General features: G+C 71.8%; 15 protein-coding genes. 3 read left to right on the forward strand and 12 right to left on the reverse strand.

Going from position 1 to position 17,177, the window contains the following annotated elements; genetic code table 11:
* Positions 1-31: 31 nt before the first annotated feature.
* Positions 32-469 (reverse strand): GNAT family N-acetyltransferase, encoded by a 438-nt coding sequence (locus tag L6E10_RS00290; protein WP_236215755.1) that lies wholly within the window; start codon positions 467-469, stop codon positions 32-34.
* A gap of 118 nt (positions 470-587) precedes the next feature.
* Here L6E10_RS00290 and L6E10_RS00295 point away from each other — a divergent pair, with 118 nt between their 5' ends.
* The gene (locus L6E10_RS00295) at positions 588-1,205 is read left to right on the forward strand and encodes a response regulator transcription factor (RefSeq protein WP_308102638.1); all 618 of its coding nucleotides are present in this window, start codon (positions 588-590) and stop codon (positions 1,203-1,205) included.
* Here the strand turns inward: L6E10_RS00295 and L6E10_RS00300 are convergent.
* From L6E10_RS00300 to L6E10_RS00320, 4 genes are read right to left on the reverse strand one after another with little or no spacing between them, the layout of a single operon-like run.
* Positions 1,183-2,289, reverse strand: a complete 1,107-nt coding sequence (locus L6E10_RS00300; protein ID WP_236215756.1) for a GAF domain-containing sensor histidine kinase — start codon at positions 2,287-2,289, stop codon at positions 1,183-1,185. The two genes, L6E10_RS00295 and L6E10_RS00300, sit on opposite strands and share 23 nt — an antisense overlap.
* A gap of 5 nt (positions 2,290-2,294) precedes the next feature.
* Positions 2,295-5,288, reverse strand: coding sequence for a thiol reductant ABC exporter subunit CydD (gene cydD, locus L6E10_RS40125; RefSeq protein WP_275675672.1), 2,994 nt, complete (start codon positions 5,286-5,288; stop codon positions 2,295-2,297).
* On the reverse strand, positions 5,288-6,259 hold the full coding sequence (gene cydB, locus L6E10_RS00315; protein WP_236215757.1) for a cytochrome d ubiquinol oxidase subunit II: 972 nt from the start codon (positions 6,257-6,259) through the stop codon (positions 5,288-5,290). Before cydB ends, cydD begins: the two co-directional genes overlap by 1 nt.
* A gap of 12 nt (positions 6,260-6,271) precedes the next feature.
* Positions 6,272-7,726: a cytochrome ubiquinol oxidase subunit I gene (locus tag L6E10_RS00320; RefSeq protein WP_236215758.1), complete on the reverse strand. Its 1,455-nt coding sequence runs from the start codon at positions 7,724-7,726 to the stop codon at positions 6,272-6,274.
* Positions 7,727-8,043: 317 nt separating this feature from the next.
* Here L6E10_RS00320 and L6E10_RS00325 point away from each other — a divergent pair, with 317 nt between their 5' ends.
* Positions 8,044-8,634 (forward strand): TMEM165/GDT1 family protein, encoded by a 591-nt coding sequence (locus tag L6E10_RS00325; protein WP_236215759.1) that lies wholly within the window; start codon positions 8,044-8,046, stop codon positions 8,632-8,634.
* Between the two features lie 26 nt (positions 8,635-8,660).
* Here the strand turns inward: L6E10_RS00325 and L6E10_RS00330 are convergent, their stop codons facing one another.
* Complete coding sequence (locus tag L6E10_RS00330) at positions 8,661-9,110, reverse strand: MarR family winged helix-turn-helix transcriptional regulator (RefSeq protein ID WP_236215760.1); 450 nt, start codon at positions 9,108-9,110, stop codon at positions 8,661-8,663.
* Between the two features lie 79 nt (positions 9,111-9,189).
* Between L6E10_RS00330 and L6E10_RS00335 the strand changes: the two genes are divergently transcribed.
* A complete protein-coding gene (locus L6E10_RS00335) occupies positions 9,190-9,540 on the forward strand; it encodes a cupin domain-containing protein (RefSeq protein ID WP_236215761.1) in 351 nt (116 codons plus the stop codon).
* Between the two features lie 95 nt (positions 9,541-9,635).
* On the opposite strand, the gene L6E10_RS00340 is transcribed toward L6E10_RS00335, so the two are convergent.
* From L6E10_RS00340 to L6E10_RS00365, 6 genes are all read right to left on the reverse strand, one after another.
* Complete coding sequence (locus L6E10_RS00340; protein ID WP_236215762.1) at positions 9,636-9,995, reverse strand: hypothetical protein; 360 nt, start codon at positions 9,993-9,995, stop codon at positions 9,636-9,638.
* The gene (locus L6E10_RS00345; protein ID WP_236215763.1) at positions 9,992-12,169 is read right to left on the reverse strand and encodes a DUF5682 family protein; all 2,178 of its coding nucleotides are present in this window, start codon (positions 12,167-12,169) and stop codon (positions 9,992-9,994) included. The genes L6E10_RS00340 and L6E10_RS00345 overlap by 4 nt, the downstream gene beginning before the upstream one ends.
* Positions 12,162-13,247, reverse strand: coding sequence for an AAA family ATPase (locus L6E10_RS00350; RefSeq protein ID WP_236215764.1), 1,086 nt, complete (start codon positions 13,245-13,247; stop codon positions 12,162-12,164). The genes L6E10_RS00345 and L6E10_RS00350 overlap by 8 nt, the downstream gene beginning before the upstream one ends.
* On the reverse strand, positions 13,244-14,674 hold the full coding sequence (locus L6E10_RS00355) for a DUF5691 domain-containing protein (RefSeq protein WP_236215765.1): 1,431 nt from the start codon (positions 14,672-14,674) through the stop codon (positions 13,244-13,246). The genes L6E10_RS00350 and L6E10_RS00355 overlap by 4 nt, the downstream gene beginning before the upstream one ends.
* 82 nt (positions 14,675-14,756) lie before the next feature.
* Positions 14,757-15,920: an SWIM zinc finger family protein gene (locus L6E10_RS00360; RefSeq protein WP_236215766.1), complete on the reverse strand. Its 1,164-nt coding sequence runs from the start codon at positions 15,918-15,920 to the stop codon at positions 14,757-14,759.
* 33 nt (positions 15,921-15,953) lie between these two features.
* Positions 15,954-17,126, reverse strand: a complete 1,173-nt coding sequence (locus L6E10_RS00365; protein ID WP_236215767.1) for a homogentisate 1,2-dioxygenase — start codon at positions 17,124-17,126, stop codon at positions 15,954-15,956.
* Positions 17,127-17,177 lie beyond the last annotated feature (51 nt).

A 17,177-nucleotide genomic window follows, 5' to 3' on the forward strand; every position in this document is an offset into this window, starting at 1 on the left:
CCCTGTGGACAGAGTTGTGGACAGCTGTGGACTACTGCCGTGGAGCGACCCATCTCTCCAGGTCGAGCTCATCTGTGATGGGGATGCCGAAGTCACCGACCGCGGGGATCTCGGGTTTGAGCTTGCGGGCCTCGCGCACCGCGTCCGGCCTCAGTGCCGCGAGCTTGAAGCCGCGGCGCTGGTAGAAGCGGATCGCGTCGAGGTTGTCGTTGGTGGTCGTCAGCCGCACCCGGTTGCACCCGAGCGTGCGGGCCTGGCGCACCGCGGCGTCGACCAGCGCGGTGCCGACGCCGCGACCACGCCTGAGCGCGTCGATCGTCACGATCTCCAGCTGGTGGTTCGCCACCGCGTAGGTCAGCAGACCCAGCACGTGCCCCTGCTTCTCCACGAGGAAGCCCGGCAGACTCGCCGGGAAGAACACCTCGCCGTGCGCGACGGAGGTGTGCGCTCCCCACAGCTCGAGGACCAATCGGGCGACAACTATGCGATCTGCTTCCTCGATCGGCCTTACCGAGCCTTCTGCCATGACAAGAACTGTCTCAATCCGAGTCACGCTCAGGAACAGCCATTCGACGTACGGTGGATTCGTGCCAGTGCGCGTTTTGTTGGTTGACGATCACGAAGTGGTGCGCAGAGGACTGCGCGAGATGCTCGATGACGAGGAGGACATCTCCGTCATCGCGGAAGCCGGTTCCGTCGGCGAGGCGGTGACGCGGGCCGGGCGGACGACGCCCGATGTGGCCGTCGTGGACGTTCAGCTCCCCGACGGCAGCGGTGTCGACCTCTGCCGCGAACTGCGGGACCTCGGCATCCGCTGCCTCGTGCTGACCGCGTTCGACGACGAGGAGGCGCTCGTCGGGGCCATCATGGCCGGTGCGTCGGGATATCTGCTCAAGCAGGTCCGCGGCCAGGACGTCGTGACGGCCGTGCGGGAGGTCGCGGCAGGACGGTCCCTTCTGGACCCCGCCACCACAAGCCGGGTACTCGAACGGATGCGCAACCCGGCCCCGGTCGGACTCACCGACCAGGAACAGCGCGTGCTCGAACTCATCGGCGAGGGCCTGACAAACCGCCAAATCGGTGAAAGGTTGTTCCTCGCGGAGAAGACCGTGAAGAACTACGTGACGTCGGTTCTGTCCAAACTCGGCATGGAACGGCGCACCCAAGCTGCCGCCTGGGTGGCTAAACGGGGACGGACCAGGTGAGCGTCGTCCCGTTCGGCGAACTCGCGACGCGGAAATCACCGCTCGCCGCCTTGGCCCGTTCCGCGAGGTGCCGCAATCCGCGTTGAGTGACGCCGGACGGGATGCCGCACCCGTTGTCCGCGACACGCAGCAGCAGATGCTTCTCGTCGCGCCGTACGTCGATCTGGACGTTCGTGGCGCCTGAGTGCCGCACGACGTTCGACAACGCCTCGCGCAACGCCGCCCGCGCGTCGTCGGCGTACTTGCGCGGCACGTTCGCGAGGTCGCCCGCCACGTGCAGGCGCGGCGCGAAGCCGAGCAGCTCGCCGGCCGTGCGGACCTCGGCCTTGATGGAGTCGAGCAGGTCGGCGGAGTCGGCGGGGTCTGTGTTGCGCAGCTTGCGGACGGTCGCGCGGACCTCGGCGATCGTCTCGTCGACCAGGTCGACGGCCTCGTTGATCCGGGCGCGCTGCGAGTGGTCGAGCTTCCCGCCCAGCCGCCGCTCCAGCAGGCTGAGCTGCACACCGGCGCCGTAGAGCCGTTGGATGATCACGTCGTGCAGGTCGCGGGCGATCCGTTCGCGCTCCTCGTAGACAGCGACGCGCTGCCGTGCCGTGAAGCCCTCGGAGAGCACGACGGCGAGGCCTGCCTGGGCCGCGAACGCCGACAGCACGTCCACGGTCTCCTGCGTGAACGGCGGCTTGTCCCGGCGCCGGTAGACGGCCAGGGCGCCGATCTTGCGGTCCGAGGTGCCGAACGGCGCCACCGCGAACGGCCCGTAGCTCCTCAGCGCGTGCGGCACGTACGGGGCCGTGCGCGGATCGCTCGTCACGTCGTCGGCCATCACCGGGACGCCCGTGCGCGCGGCCTTGGCGGCGGCGCTGCGCGGGCTGAGCGTCGCCACGACCGGCTCGCCGCTGGACGCCTCGACGGTCAGCGTGCCGTCGTCCTCCTCGGTGGCGAGCATGGCGAGCACGAGGTCGGCGTCCGCGATCTCCGCGGCCGCGTCCACGACGAGCCGCAGCACGTTCTCCGGGTCTTCCAGCGCCGCCGACGTGATCTCGGTCGACGCGACGAGCACGCGCCGCGCGAGGGAGGGGTCCATGGTCCTCAACGGTAGGCGGGCGTGCCGAGGTCCAGCACGAGGTCTGCCCGTGCCGCCTCATCGGGGCGGTGGGTGATGTGCAAGATCGTCCTGCGGTCGCGCCGGAGCTCGTCCAGGAGCTTGCGCGCGGTCGGTTCGTCGAGGTGCGCGGTGGGCTCGTCGAGCAGCACCACGTCGGCGTCGTGCAGCAACGCCCTCGCCAGCGCGAGCCGTTGCGCCTCGCCGCCCGACACCTGGTCCGGCCGGATGACCGTGTCGAGCCGGTCGGCCCACTCCGGCAGGCACGCCTTGCGCAGGGCCTCCTTCAACGCCTCGTCGTCGTGCCGGCCCGACATCCGCAGGTTCTCCCGCACGGTCGTGCTGACGAGCATCGGCTCCTGCGGGCACCAGGTGGCGCGCGGCAGCTCGACGATGCCCCGCTCCGGCTGCAGGAAGCCCAGGAGCAGCGCGAACAGCGTCGACTTGCCGCTGCCCGACGGTCCGACGATCGCGACGTGCGTGCCGGGTTCGACGTCGAGGTGCAGGTCGGTCAGCGTCGGCTCGGACGCGCCGGGCCAGCGGACGTCGACGTTCTCCAGCCGGATGCGCTTGCCGCGCGGCGGTTCCGGGGCGTCCGGGGCGTCGAACTGCAGCCGCGCACCCGCCTCCTGGAGCGCCCTGCGCTGCTGGGCGGCGAGGGGCAGGGCGGCCAGCGGTTCGGCCAGGGCGAGCGGGACCAGGCCGAGCACCGGGTTGCCGGTCGTGGCGCAGACCAGGGCGGCCAGACCGGTCGCGAGCAGGACGATCGCCGTGGCGGCACCCGTGCCAAACGCTTGCCTGCGCGTCTCCCGCGCGAGTTCGACGTCCTCCGCGTGCAGCCGCGCCAGCAGGCGGTGGTGGGCGTCGTGGGCGATGAGGTCCGGCGCGGCGGTGAGCGCGTTGATCGTGTCCCTGGCGACCCCGCGGCGGCCCCTGGCGAGCTTCGTGCTGGCCCGGCGCTCGGTCCGGACGGCGACGGCCGGTGCGGCCAGCCCGGCCACGAGCAGCAGACCGCCCAGGGTCAGCGCGGCCGCCGGGTCGATGAACGCGAACAGGACCGTGGACGCGATGCCGGCACCGATCGCCACGACCGGCGGCACGAGCACGCGCGGCACCAGATCGCGAACCGTGTCCGTGTCCTCGACGAGCCGTTGCAGCCCATCACGCCGTTGGGTCCGCACGAGCCGTAGCCACAGCTCAGCCCGCAGGTTCGTCGCGAGCTTGAACGCCTCGTGGTGCGTGACCAGGCGCTCGACGTACCGGAGCACGCCCTTGCTCAGCGCGAACGTCCGCACGCCCACGACCAGCACCGACAGGGTGAGGATCGGCGGCATCTCGGCGGCGCGGGCGATGAGGTGCGCGGCGAGCGCGGTCAGCGCGATGCCCGCGACGGCCGCGAGCACGCCCAGCCCGGCGCCCTTCCACGGGATCGGCAGTCGCTTCGGCCGTTCTCGCTGGGTCTCCTCGGTGACGACCCTGGCGAAGGTCTCGTCCTCGGTCGTCTCCTTGTCGCGGTGCGAGGCGAGGACGACGGCCGCGGTGGCGCTGGCTCGCTTGATCGCTTTGTCGACTTTGCGACTTGTCACCGGGTCGAGGTGCGCGGTCGGTTCGTCGAGCAGCAGCACCGTCGCACCGTGGCGAACCCTCAGCAGAGCGCGCGCGACTGCGACTCGTTGGCGTTCACCGGTCGAGAGGTCCGTGATCTGGCGGTCGAGCAGATGTGCGGCCACGACCTCGTCGGCGACCTGCTCGACGTCGTCGGCCCCGGGAACCGTGAGCTCCAGCTCGGCGCGTGGCGTCGCGGCGGCGAACGCGGGCTTCTGCGGCACGTAGGCGATGTCGCCCGCCACGAACGCGGTGCCGTCCGTCGGCTCCACGAACCCCAGCAGCACGCCGAACGTCGTCGACTTGCCGGCACCGCTCGCACCTTCGAGTCGGTGGATCTCCCCCGGCCGCACGTCGAAGCTGATGCCGTCCGGCGCGAAGCCACCCCGGCGCAACACGCGCAGGTTGTCGACGTGCACCGACCCACCGGGCAGCCGCGGCCGCGACCGGTCCTCGTGGTCGACGACCTCCGCGACGCGCCGGACCGCTTCCAGGCCGTCCTCGCTGGCGTGGTGGGCTGCACCGGCCGCCCGCAGCGGCAGGTAGCACTCGGGCGCGAGGATCAGCACGACGAGCGCGGTCATCAGCGTCATGTCGCCGTGCACGAGCCGGACGCCGATGCCGACCGCGATCAGCGCGACGCTCAGGCTGGCCGCGATCTCCAGCACCAGGGCGCTCAGGAACGCGGTCTTGAGCGTGCCCATCGTGGCCCTGCGGTGCTGCTCACCGATCTGCCGGACCGCGCCGGCCTGCTGCTTCGCGCGGCCGAAGACGGTCAGCACCGGCAGTGCGCGGAGCAGTTCGAGGAGCTGGGCGGACAGCAGTTCGGTGACGTCCGCGGCCTTGCGGACGCGCTTCTCGGTGTACCAGCCGATCAACGCGGCGAAGACCGGGATCAGCGGCACGGTGACCGCGATCAGCACCGCCGAGGGCCAGTCGGTGAAGAGGATCCACGCCCCGGCGAGCGGCGGCACGATCACGGCCGTGACCAGCGCGGGCAGGTAGCGGGTGAAGTAGGCGTCGAGCGCGTCGAGGCCCTTGGTGGCGAGCACCGACAGCTCGGCCGTGCCGCGGTCGGCGATCCAGCCGGGACCGCGTTCGAACGTCTTGGCGAGCAGCTGGGTCCGCAGCTCCTCCTTGGCGCCGGCGGCGGCGCGGGCGGCGGCGCTCTCCGTCGCCCACGACAGACCGGCGCGCGCCAGGACCGCCACGGCCAGCAGCGGGAGGCCTTCGCGCGTCGTGATCACCGACGCCAGGGCGACCGCCTGGGCGACGAGCGCCAGGGCGTTGAGGAACGCCAGCGCCCCCACCCCGGCGAGGGCGCGCCTGGCGTTCTTCGAGAGCTGGGGCAGAGCTCCCAGCGGGCCTCGCCTCATCAGTGCGCCGCCGGGATGTGGCGGACGCCGATGCGCTTGCGGAACACCCAGTAGGTCCAGCCCTGGTAGACGAGCACCGCGGGCGTGCCGAACGCCGCCACCCACGTCATGACCTTCAACGTGTACGGGCTCGACGCGGTGTTGGCGACCGTGAGCGACCACGCGTCGTTCAGCGTCGACGGCAGGACGTTCGGGTAGAGCGAGCCGAACAGGATCACGACGGTCGCCGCGATCGCCAGGCCCATCAACGCGAACGACTGTCCGTCGCGGTCCGCGACCAGCCGCCACATCGCCAGGCCGAGGATCGCCACGACCACGGCCGCCCAAAGGCCGGCGACGATCGCGAGCAGCGCCACGAGCGGCAGCAGCGCCACCGGCGCCAGCGTGATCGCGACCCGGCGTGCCCGTTCGCGGATCTCGCCCTCGGTCTTCAACGCCGTGAACACGGCGCCGTGCACCAGCGCGTACCCCGCGAAGGCGAGCGCGCCGATGACCGTGTCGAGCCGGATCGCCGCGAAGGGCGAGCCGACGCGGTCACCGTTCGCGTCGATCGGCAGGCCGAGCACCGTCGTCGAGATCAGCAGGCCGACGCAGAGCGTGGCGATCCACGAGCCGGCGACGATGGTGAAGTCCCAGGCCTTGCGCCAGCGAGGGTTGTCGACCTTGCCGCGGTAGTCGAACGCGACCCCGCGGCCGATCAACGCGATGAGGAACAACGTCAGTGGCAGGTACGCGGCGCTCAGAAGCGCCGCGTACCAGCCGGGGAAGGCCGCGAACGTGGCACCGATCGCGACGATGAGCCACACCTCGTTGCCGTCCCAGACCGGCCCGATGGTATTGATCATGACCCGGCGTTCGGCGTTGTCGCGGCCCAGGACGGGCAGCAGCATGCCGACGCCGAAGTCGAAACCTTCGAGGAACAGGTAGCCGAGCCACAGCACGGCGATGAGCACGAACCAGAGCGTTTCCACGTCGCCTCTCCCCTAGTACGCGAACGCCAGGGCGCCGTCGTCGGTCTTCTGGGGCAGCACGCCGGGGATGCCGCCTCGGACGTACTTGCGGATCAGGTGGAACTCCACGACCGCCAGCACGCTGTAGACCGTGGTGAGCGCGATGAGCGAGGTCAGGACCTCGCCGGGGGTGCTGTTCGAGACCGCCTGCGCGGTGAACATCCAGACACCGTCCACACCGGACGGGTTGGGCACCACGACGAACGGCTGCCTGCCCATCTCGGTGAAGATCCAGCCCGCGCTGTTGGCCAGGAAGGGGGTCGCGATGCCGGCGAGGCCGAGAGCCGGGAACCACCATCCGGTGGGCGTCCGGTTCCCGCGCGTCAACCAGAGCATGAACACCCCGAGGCCGGCCGAGACGGCACCGAACCCGATCATCAACCGGAAACCCCAGTACGTCACGGGAAGCGCGGGCACGTAGTCGATCGGCTTGCCGCTGAGCTCGCCCAGCCGTTCGTCGACGGGGTAGAACTCGCCGTACTTCTCCTGGTACATCGGCACCAGGTCCTGGATGCCCTTGACCTCGCTGCTGAAATCGTTGTGCGCCAAGAAGCTCAGCAGTGCGGGCACCGTGATGCTCTTGACGTTCTCGCAGTCGGGCCTGGTGACGTCGCCGATCGCGAAGACGCTGAAGCTCGCCGGTTGTTCGGTGTGGCACAACGCTTCCGCGGCGGCCATCTTCATCGGCTGCTGCTCGAACATCAGCTTGCCCTGGAGGTCACCGCTGATGCTCAGCGCCCCGAACGCGACCACGCCGACCCAGGTGCCGAGCTTGAGCGAACTGCGCCACACGCCCTCGTCCTGCGACCTGCGGTACAGGTGCCAGGCGGCGATGCCGACGAGGAACGCGCCGGCGACCGCGAAGGCGCCCGCGATGGTGTGCGGGAAGGCGGCGAGCGTCGTGTTGTTGGTCAGCACGGCCCAGATCGAGGTGAGCCGCGGCCGGCCCTCGTCCATCACGATGCCGACCGGGTGCTGCATCCACGAGTTGGCGGCGAGGATGAAGTAGGCGCTCGCCATCGTGGCGAGGCTGAACGCCCAGGCGCAGGCGAGGTGGACCTTCTTCGGCAGCTTGTCCCAGCCGAAGATCCACAGGCCGAGGAAGGTCGACTCGACGAAGAAGGCGACGATCCCCTCCATCGCGAGCGGCGCGCCGAACACGTCGCCGACGAACCGCGAGTAGGCGCTCCAGGCCATGCCGAACTGGAACTCCTGCACGATGCCCGTCACGACGCCCATGGCGAAGTTGATCAGGAGGAGCTTCCCCCAGAACTTCGTCATCTTGTAGTAGCGCTCGTCGCCCGTGCGCACCCACGCGGTCTGCATCGCCGCGACCAGCAGCGACAGGCCGATCGTCAACGGCACCATCAGAAAGTGGTAGACGGTGGTGATGCCGAACTGCCACCGCGCGAGCTCGAGTACTTCCACGTCTTCGAGCCTAGGTGTGGATCATGGCCGTCATCAGGTACGACGGTCCCGTTCCACCTCGGGACCAAGGTCCCGTGCGCGAGGTCACGCCTTGCGCGTGACATGCGTCGGTTACGATGGATGCGCCAGAGGGGAGTAGTTCCCACCGGAGCTTTCGGCCGGTGGCGTGGTGATCGACATACTGGCCCGCCTTCGAGCGGACCCGGTCCCACACCCGCCTTCAGCGGGCGAACGAGACCTCCGGCCAGGCTGCAGCACGCCTGGTCGGGGTCTGTTGCGCCTCCGTCCGGGCTCGTATTCGGACGTGGAGGGACCTCGTGGCCACATCACTGCTCGCGTTCATCACCGCTTTCGCGGTGGTGTTCCTCGTCGAGCTACCCGACAAGACCATGGTCGCGACCCTGGTGCTGACCACCCGCTACCGCGCGCTGCCGGTGTTCGTCGGCGTCGTCGCGGCCTTCGCCGTGCAGAGCGTCGTCGCGGCCGCGTTCGGCTCGGCCCTGACCCTGCTCCCCGACCGCGTGGTGGCGGCGGTGGTCGCCGTGCTGTTCGGCGTGGGTGCGTTCATGCTGCTCAAGGAGGGGTTCTCGCAGGACGGGGACTCCGCGGACGAGGCCGGGACCCGCACCGTCGTGCCGTTCTGGCGCGCTGCCCTGACGTCGTTCGGCGTGCTGTTCGCGGCGGAGTGGGGCGACGCCTCGCAGCTCGCGACGGCCGGCATCACGGCCCGCTACGCCGAACCGCTGGCCGTCGGCCTGGGCGCCTGGCTGGCGCTGGTTGCCGTGGCGGGGCTCGCCGTGCTCGTGGGGCGCAAGCTCGCCGGTCGCCTGCCGACGCACTGGATCCAGCGGGTGGCCGGGGTGGTCTTCGCGGTGTTCGGCGTGGTCGCGCTGACGCAGGTGTTCTGACGGGCTTCGCGTGGTGTTGTGCCTGGTCACCAGACCGGGCGAAGCCCTGGCCGGTCCTCGCCGTGGACGTGCCCCAAGTACGCGGCGAGGCCCTGCTTGACGGTGGCGAGCGTGTCCGCGCCGATCGCCTCGGCCATCTCCGCCTCGAGGTCGGACCAGAGGTTGCCGGCCAGCTTCAGGTAGTCGCGACCCTTCGTGGTGAGCGTGACGTACTGGGCGCGCTTGTCCGTCGGATGCGGCTCTCTCAGCACGTAGCCCCACTCGTCGAGCTCGTTGACGATCTTCGCCGCGGCCTGCTTCGTGACGCCGAGGTGCTGTCCGATGTCGACGGTCGTGGCCCGCTTCTCCTCGAGGAACCGGAAGACGTAGCCGTGGGCGGGCCGCAGCGGTTCGAGACCGATCTGCCGGAGCCGGTCGTGGAACTGGTCGCCCAGGGCGCGGTACGTCATCGCCAGCAGCACGGGCACCGGTTCCACCGCTGCTCCTCCGATGTAGACAACCAGGTTGACCTTATTCTAGGGTTAGACAACTTGGTTGACTACTTTGGAGGTCGTCTTGCTGGTCACGGGAGAGTCCGCCGCCACGCACTCGTTCGGCGGGTTCGAGTTCAGGTCGCTGGCCGTGCCGTCGCGCGGCAGCACCGAGATCGCTCTGTGGACCGTCGACGTGCCCGAGGGCGGGGACGGCACGCCGCACCGCGCGTCGAAGGAGGAGGTGTTCTACGTGCTGTCCGGATCGGTGACGATCCAGGGGCAGACCGCCGGGGCCGGCGACGCCGTGGTGGTGCCCCCGGACACCGAGCTGTCGCTGACGGGAGGGCCGGCGCGCGTGCTGGTCGCCACTTCGGTGGGGATCCAGGGCACGCTGGCGGACGGGCGGACGATCACGCCGCCCTGGTCGCTCTGATCCGGACGGCGGGCAGCCCGCCCTGCCGGGGGGTCTGCCCGCCATCGGGGCCTGGTCGGGATCGCCGCCGTTCGGCGAGCTGTGGACGGCTCGCCTCAGTTGGCCGGGGAGCCCTCTTCGCGAGGAGGCTCCGGCGCGGTGTCCGGGACCTCTTCGCGCAGGTCGTGAGCGATCTTCTTGGCCTCGTCGATGAGCTGCTGCGACTCTTCGAGGCGACTCTCGTCGGGCGGGACGAGGTCGCTGCCGTCCGCGGCAGCGGTGGTGCGCTCGCCCGAGGGCACGACGGGGTCCGTTCCGTCCGGCGCGCCGGGCAGCTCGTCGTCCACCTCGGCGGAGCGCTCGTCGTCCACGGGGACGGGGCGCTCCGCGTCCGGCACCACGGCGCTGTCCTCGTCCCGGCCGACGGGGCGTTCTTCGTCCAACACGGTCGCGCGGTCTTCGTCAGGTGCGGTCACGCCTCTGGGATCACCGGATCGGAGGGACGTGAAACTCCGGCCATGAGGCCTCGGACGTGCGCGGCGAGCCGTTGCGCGATGTCCGGGTCCCATTCGTCGCCGGCGGCGGGGGTGGGGGTCTCACCCGCCACGACCCGTTCGCCGAGCAGGCGCCGTTCGGCGGGGGTGAAGTCGGTGATGGCCCGGCGGAGCAGGGGCAGGGCGTCGTCGAACGCCTCGCCCCGCAGGCCGCTCAGCCACTCGTCGATGAGGCCGAAGAGGCGCGGGTCGGCGGCCAGGAGCGTCGCCGAGCCCCGCAGGAAGCCCGCGACGAACGCCGTGGCGACGTTGCGGTGCAGGCGGGCGGCCACGTCGTCGCTGGTCAGCTCGCCCGCTTCCCAAAGCAGGCGGGTGGCCCTGCCGGTCGGGAGGCCGTGCGCCTCCGCTTCGACCAGGGCGTGCAGGGCCCGCCACCAGGTCTGCTGGTGGTCGTCGTCCGCGGCGAGACGGGTGGCCTCGTGGGCGCCGTCGACGGTGGCGAGCGCGTTCTCGGCCGTTTCGTCGTCGACGCCCCGGCAGGCGAGGGGAAGGCCGACCGCCCCTCGCGTCAGCAGGCCGTGCAGGGCCACGCGCAGCAGTTCCGGGTCGGTGCCGCGGACCGACCCGTAGCGCACGGTCCTGGCCAGGTCCGGGAGGGCGGCGAGCAGTTCGAGGGCGTCGGTGGCCATGGCGGCGCAGCGGTCGAGCGCGCCGCGGGCCTCGGCGACGGCCTTGGGCAGCTCGCAACCCACCGACCTGGTCAGGGTCGCGGCGGCGTCGGCGACCCGTTTGGCGTCCTTCGCGGACTGGACGAGGACGTTCTCGGCTGCGGTGTGGACGGTCGTGCCGTGGCGGGCGGCGACGGCGACCGAGACCGCGAAGACCGGGTCCCAGCGCAGCTGCCACACCTCGGCGAACGTGCCGAGGGAGTTGGACCGGTCCGGCCTGCCCCACGGGACGCCGAGAACTTCCAGGCGCTGCAGGAGTTTCGAGCGTTCGCGGTCGGTGTCCTTGCGGAGGTCCAGTTTGAGCTGCTTGGGCTGGACGTCCGCGGGGAGGCGCAGTTTCCGTTGCAGGCGTTGGAGATCCGCCGCCAGCGGCGACCGCGGGACGGCCTCCCCCACCTCGCCCAGGCGTTCGCCGACGACGAGCTTGCGGTGGACGAGCTGGAGGTGGATCTCCTCGCCTCCGCACAGGACGGCGAGCGCGGCCTCGTTCACCTCGCTCAGCCCCGCGCTGGGGCGTTCCCTCAGCGCGGCAAGGGTTTCCGCGAGACGAACGGCCTCCACGGCGCTCGCGGTCGAGGCCGGCAGGTCTTCCTCCCTGAGCACGGCGGCGGCTTTGGCGAACCAGCGCGGGACCACGTCCTCGCGGTGCTGCCAGAGGTGCGCGTACCAGCCCGGGGAGTCGACACCCGCGCCGTAGCCGGACTCGGCGGCGAGCTGGCCGTGGCTCCACGGCACCCAGGTGCCGGAGATCCTGCGGCGGCGCAGGCCTTTCAGCAACGCGGTGTCGCTCGCGACCGTCGGTGTGGTCAGCAGCGCGGGAACGTGCCACGCGCCGCAGACGACGACGATCGGGCCGTCGGTTTCCTTGCGCGCCTTGCGGATCGTCTGGCGCATGAACGCTTCCCGCCGGAGCGTGCGCTCCCCCACCTGGTCCTCGAACTCCTCGCGGACGGCCACCATCGCCTCGGCGATGGCGTTCGCGAGGTCGAGCGGATCGGAGGCGCTGTGCTCGACGACGTCCTCCCACCAGCGCTCGGGGTCGTCGAAGCCCGCCGCCTCGGCGAGCAGGCCGATGGGGTCGACGGTCCCGCTCGGACCGTCGTCACCGATCGAGGCCGCCGCGGGCAGGTCGAAGAAGCGCGCGGTGGCACCGGTTTCGGCGGCGTACCTGAGCGCCTGCCACTCCGGCGAGAACTCCGCGAACGGCCAGAACGCGGCGTTCTCCGGCTCGGTCTCGTCGTGCAGCAGGATCGCGACCGGCGGTGTCAGGGCGTGGACGTGGTCGAGGAGGGCGTCCGCCTCCGGAGGCCCCTCGATCAGGACGAGCGCCGGCCGGACGGCCTCCAGCGCCCGCTTGACCATCCGGGCCGAGCCGGGACCGTGGTGGCGGATGCCGAGCAGGACCGGCCCGGGGTCCGGCTCAGTCACCGCTGGCGTCCAGGCAGGCCCGGTAGAGGTCGCGCCACTCGGCGCGCTCCTTCAGCACCGTCTCCAGGTACTCCCGCCACACCGCCGCGTCCGACACCCTGTCCTTGACCACCGACCCGATCAGGCCGCTGGCCAGCTCGTCCGCGCCGAGCGTGCCGTCGCCGAAGTGGCCGGCGAGCGCCATGCCGTTCGCGATCACCGAGATCGCCTCCGCGGTGGACAGGCTGCCACTGGGCTTCTTCAGCTGCGTGCGACCGTCCACAGTGGAACCGCCGCGCAGCTCGCGGAAGATCCGCACGACGCGGCGCACCTCGTCGAGCGCGGGCGGTTCGGCGGGCAGCTGCAGCGCCTTGCCGAGCTGCTGCGCGCGGGTGATGACGATCTCGACCTCCGCGTCCTCGGTCGCGGGAGGCGGCAGCACGACGGTGTTGAAGCGCCGCGCGAGCGCCGACGACATCTGGTTGACGCCGCGGTCCCTGTCGTTAGCCGTGGCGATGACCGTGAAGCCCGGCACCGCCTGGACCTGCGAGTTGAGTTCCGGCACCGGCAGCGACTTCTCGCTCAGGACCGTGATGAACGAGTCCTGCACCTCGGACGGCATGCGGGTCAGCTCCTCGACCCTCACCACCGAGCCCTGCTGCATGCCCTTCATGACCGGGCTCGGCACCAGGGCGTTCTCGCTCGGGCCCTCGGCGATCAGCCGGGCGTAGTTCCAGCCGTAGCGGACCTGGTCCTCGCTCGTGCCCGCCGTGCCCTGGACCACCAGCGTCGAGTCGCCGCTGACCGCCGCCGCGAGGTGTTCGGACAGCCACGACTTGGCCGTGCCCGGCACGCCGACGAGCAGCAGCGCCCTGTCCGTGACCAGCGTGCCCACCGCGACCTCGACCAGCCTGCGCGCGCCGACGTACTTCGGCGTGATCACCGTGCCGTCGGGCAGCGTGCCGCCCAGCACGTACGTGACCACGGCCTGCGGTGACAGGCGCCAGTTCGGTGGCCGCTGCCGGTCGTCCTGAGCCGCGACGGCCTCGAGCTCGGCGGCGTACTGCTGTTCGGCCGTCGGCCTGAGCACGGCGGTCACGGGGCCTCCCGGGGCGGTTGCGGTGGTGCGAACGATTCGCGCAGGCGGATGCGGAGGCGGAGGACCTCCAGCTCCAGCGAGTTCTCCGGCCAGCGGCGGGTCAGAGCCTCCCAGCTCGCCCCGAGCAGGTCCGCGTCACCCCGCGCCAGCAGCACGGCCGGCGGACGGCCCGCCCGCCAGCGCGGATCGGGCAGCGCGGCGTAGCGGTGCATCAGCGCGCGGGTGGTCTCGGGCGACCACGGCGCCGGCAGCTGGGCGCAGGCGTGGTCGAGGAGGTCGTAGTGCCAGTTCTTCGACACGGCCACGACCGCCTGCTCGGCGACGCTCGCGGGCAGCGCGGCCAGCATCTCCAGCTGCTCCATGCCGGTCAGCGTCTCGGCGGCCGCGACGGCCCACGGACGCGGGTCCTTCGCCGCGGAGAGCTGACCGGCGACGCCCCTGAGCAGAGCCGCGGCCCACGGCCCCCGCCGGAGCACGTCCGCGGCCTTGGCGTCGTCCGCCCGCAGGGTCGAGGTCCAGTACGACGGCGGAACGCTCGCGGCCGCCGCCCGGATGCGCCCGGCCACGCCCTTCTCGGACCCGTCGCGCATGAGGTCGCGCTGCTCCGCCGGGTCGGCCTGCGCGGTCCAGAGCTCCTCCGGCCGGACGTCGAGCCCGTCCGCGGTGAGGCGGAGCCCGCGGCGCAGGCGGTGGGCCGCGCGGGCGGCGAGACGCGTGCGCCCCAGGGTGCGCAGGAGCCGGAGGGCCTCGTCGTGGACGGCCGCCGCCTTGTCGTCGAGGGCCGCTTCGAGCAGCCGTTCGTCCTGCGGCCCCAGGCCGGTCTCGAGGGCGCTGACCAGCACCTGGCGGTCGGCGGAGCGGCGGGACGCGGCGAACTCCCGCGCGATGAACCCGCCGACGCCCACCGGGTCGGCCTTGCGCTTGCGGCGCAGCGCGCGGACCCGTTGCGCGCTGGGCAGGTCGAGGACCTCCTCCAGCGGCACCTCGTCCACGAGCGGCGCGGCACCGCTCGCCCAGGACCAGCCCGGGCGGGTGCCCGCGAGCCAGCGGCCCCGCGTGCCCAGCACCTCGACCACGGCGGCGCGCAGGCCGGGACGGGCCGTGCCGAGGGCGAGCAGCGCGGGGAGCATGCGGTGCTCGGCCACGACGCCGCCTGCCTTGGCGAGGGCGCACCACTCGGTGAGCAGGACCTCGTCGTCGAGGCTCATGATCGCTTCCAGGACGGCCTTGGCGGCCGGCCTGGGGAAGTCCGCCGGCTCGGGCGGGGCCGGTGGGAGCGGGTCGGCCCGCACCTCCTGCGGGAGGGTGGCACCGAACGCGGCCACGCCCAGGGCGGCGCAGTCGGCGAGGAGGACCGCGGGGTCGCCGCCGCCTCTCGTGGTGCCGATCAGGAGGTCTTGGACGGCTTTGGACCAGTCGTCCTTCACGCCGCCACCTCCGGGAGGGGCTGGGAGCGGCCGGAGAAGGGGGCGACGCGGGTGCGCAGGGCGCGGCCGGGTCGTGGCGCGGTCACGCGACCACCTCCAGGGTGCCGTCGATCGACACCGCGCCCAGCCGCAGCGCGTGCCCGTCCCACAGGCCCCAGGCGTCGAACGGGACACCGCCGCTCAGCGCCAGCGCCATGTCCAGGCCCGTGTCGTCGCGCACCGGGAGGCCGTGACCGGACGGGTCGACCAGAGAGCCCCCGTGCAGCCTCACGGACGCGCAGCCGAGCGGGAACAGGCGCTGCCACGGGTCGGCCGTCAGCATCGGCTCCAGGGCCGCCAGGGCCGTGCGCCACGTGAGCGGGGCCGGCACCGGGTCCGGGGTTCGCGAGCCCTCCAGTTCGCCGAGGGCCACGCGGTCCGAGTCCGGGTACCGGTGCACGAGCGCGGAGGACTCCTGGCCGTGCGGCAGGAGCGGGACCGGGGCGCCGACCGCGGAGTGGCGGATCGCGACCACCCAGCCCGACGTCCGGCGGCCCCAGCACCACTGGCGGACGGTGCGGACGCGGCCGTCGTCCGTCTCCAGGCGCAGGAGGGCCACCCAGTGGTCGAAGACGCCGGGGGTGGCCCGGACGGTCTCCTCGGGGATCGTGACACCCAGGCGCGATCGTGGCTGCACGAAGCACAGCAGGTGCAGGCCGCCCAGGCGGTCGGCCACGTCGGAGGTCCAGCGCGGGCCCGAGCGGGCGACGATCTCCTGGACCTCGGTCACGGCCGCGGCGACGCCGGGGACCTGGGCGTCGATCATGCGGGCGGTGAACGCCTGCCACCACGAGGCCGGGCGGCCGGGCAGGGACGCGATGCCCGCGGAGGCCACGTCGAGCAGCCAGTCGCGCAGGCCGTCGATGCCCGAGGACATCGCCGAGGCGCGGTTCGCCGCCGTCTTCTCGCGGGCGCGCAGGCGCCTGGCCACGGCCTCGGGTGAGGAGTCGAGCTCACGAGCGGCTCTGCGGGCCGCCCACTCCCGCACCCAGTCCGGCGGCGGGGCGTCGGGCAGGTCGAGCTCCTGCAGCGAGACGGCGTGCTTGCAGGGGAACTTGCGGGACGGGCACGTGCACTTGGCCGAGCCGGCGGCCAGGTCGACGCACACGCGGTACGGCACGGAGCCCGAGCCCGTGTAGAGGCCCCACAGCACCGGCAGGGCCTTGCCCAGGCCCTGCCAGCGCGTCGGAACGGCTCGTGTCCTCACGGGACCAAAGTAGCGAGGACCCCTGACAGGAAATCAGGCCGGACCGCGTCGGGCCCACGTCCACGCGTACGCCGGGTCCTCGCAGGCCTCCGCGGCCTCGCCCAGCTCCAGGGGCCGGAACGTGTCGACCATGACCGCGGTCTCGTCGAAGTAGTCCACGCCCAGCGAGGCCTCGACGGCTCCGGGCTGCGGGCCGTGCGTGCAGCCGGAGGGGTGCAGCGACATCGAGCCGATGCCGATGCCCGACCCCTTGCGCGCCTCGTAGTTGCCGCCGACGTAGAACATCAGCTCGTCCGAGTCGACGTTCGCGTGGTTGTACGGCACCGGCACGGCCAGCGGGTGGTAGTCGACCTTGCGCGGGCAGAACGAGCACACGACGAAGTTCGGGCCCTCGAACGTCTGGTGCACGGGCGGCGGCTGGTGCACGCGGCCGGTGATCGGTTCGAAGTCGCGGATGTTGAACGCCCACGGGTACAGGTGCCCGTCCCAGCCCACCACGTCGAACGGGTGGTTGGCGTAGGTGAACTTCGTGAGCCCCGCGCGGTGCCGCACGATCACGTCGACGTCGGTGCCCTCGACGAGCAACGGCTCCTCGGGCCCGCGGATGTCGCGTTCGCAGTACGGCGAGTGCTCCAGGAACTGGCCGGCCTTCGACAGGTACCTCTTCGGCGGCCCGATGTGCCCGGTCGCCTCCAGCACCAGCAGCGACATCGGCGACGACGGCACCACCCGGTACGTGCAGGAGGTCGGGATCACCACGTAGTCGCCGTCGCCCACCTCCAGCGCGCCGTAGATCGTCTCGATGACGCCGGAACCACCCTGCACGTACAGCAGCTCGTCACCGGAAGCGTTGCGGTACAGCGGAGACGGCGCGTTGGCCACCACGAAACCGATGGTCACGTCGGGGTTGTGGAACAGCCGGCGACGGCCTGTCACCGCGTCGACCTCGTCGGAAGCCCAGGTCAGGTCGGTGGTCTTGAAGTGGCGCGGCTTGAGCGGCAGGTTCGGTGCCACGGTGCCGCGCTCGTCCTTGAGCGTCTCCGCGTTGACGATCGCGGTCGGCAGGTACCGGTGGTAGAGCAGGGCCGAATCGGCCGAGAACCCCTCGACCCCCATGAGCTCTTCCGCGTAGAGCCCACCGTCCGGTTTGCGGAACTGGGTGTGGCGCTTTCGGGGGATCTCCCCGACCTGGCGGTAGTGGGCCATGACCTCTCCGAGGGCGTTCGACTATCGGACATCTTTGTTCAGTTGGCGGTA

Origin of the sequence: Lentzea sp. CC55 (genome assembly GCF_021056325.1) — a bacterium.
GTDB classification, from domain to species: Bacteria; Actinomycetota; Actinomycetes; order Mycobacteriales; family Pseudonocardiaceae; genus Lentzea; species Lentzea jiangxiensis.

Excerpts from the sequence above, each read along its gene's own strand:
- cydD (WP_275675672.1), bottom strand. The coding sequence starts at position 5,288 with ATGAGGCGAGGCCCGCTGGGAGCTCTGCCCCAGCTCTCGAAGAACGCC.
- L6E10_RS00365 (WP_236215767.1), bottom strand. The coding sequence starts at position 17,126 with ATGGCCCACTACCGCCAGGTCGGGGAGATCCCCCGAAAGCGCCACACC.
- L6E10_RS00300 (WP_236215756.1), bottom strand. The coding sequence starts at position 2,289 with ATGGACCCCTCCCTCGCGCGGCGCGTGCTCGTCGCGTCGACCGAGATC.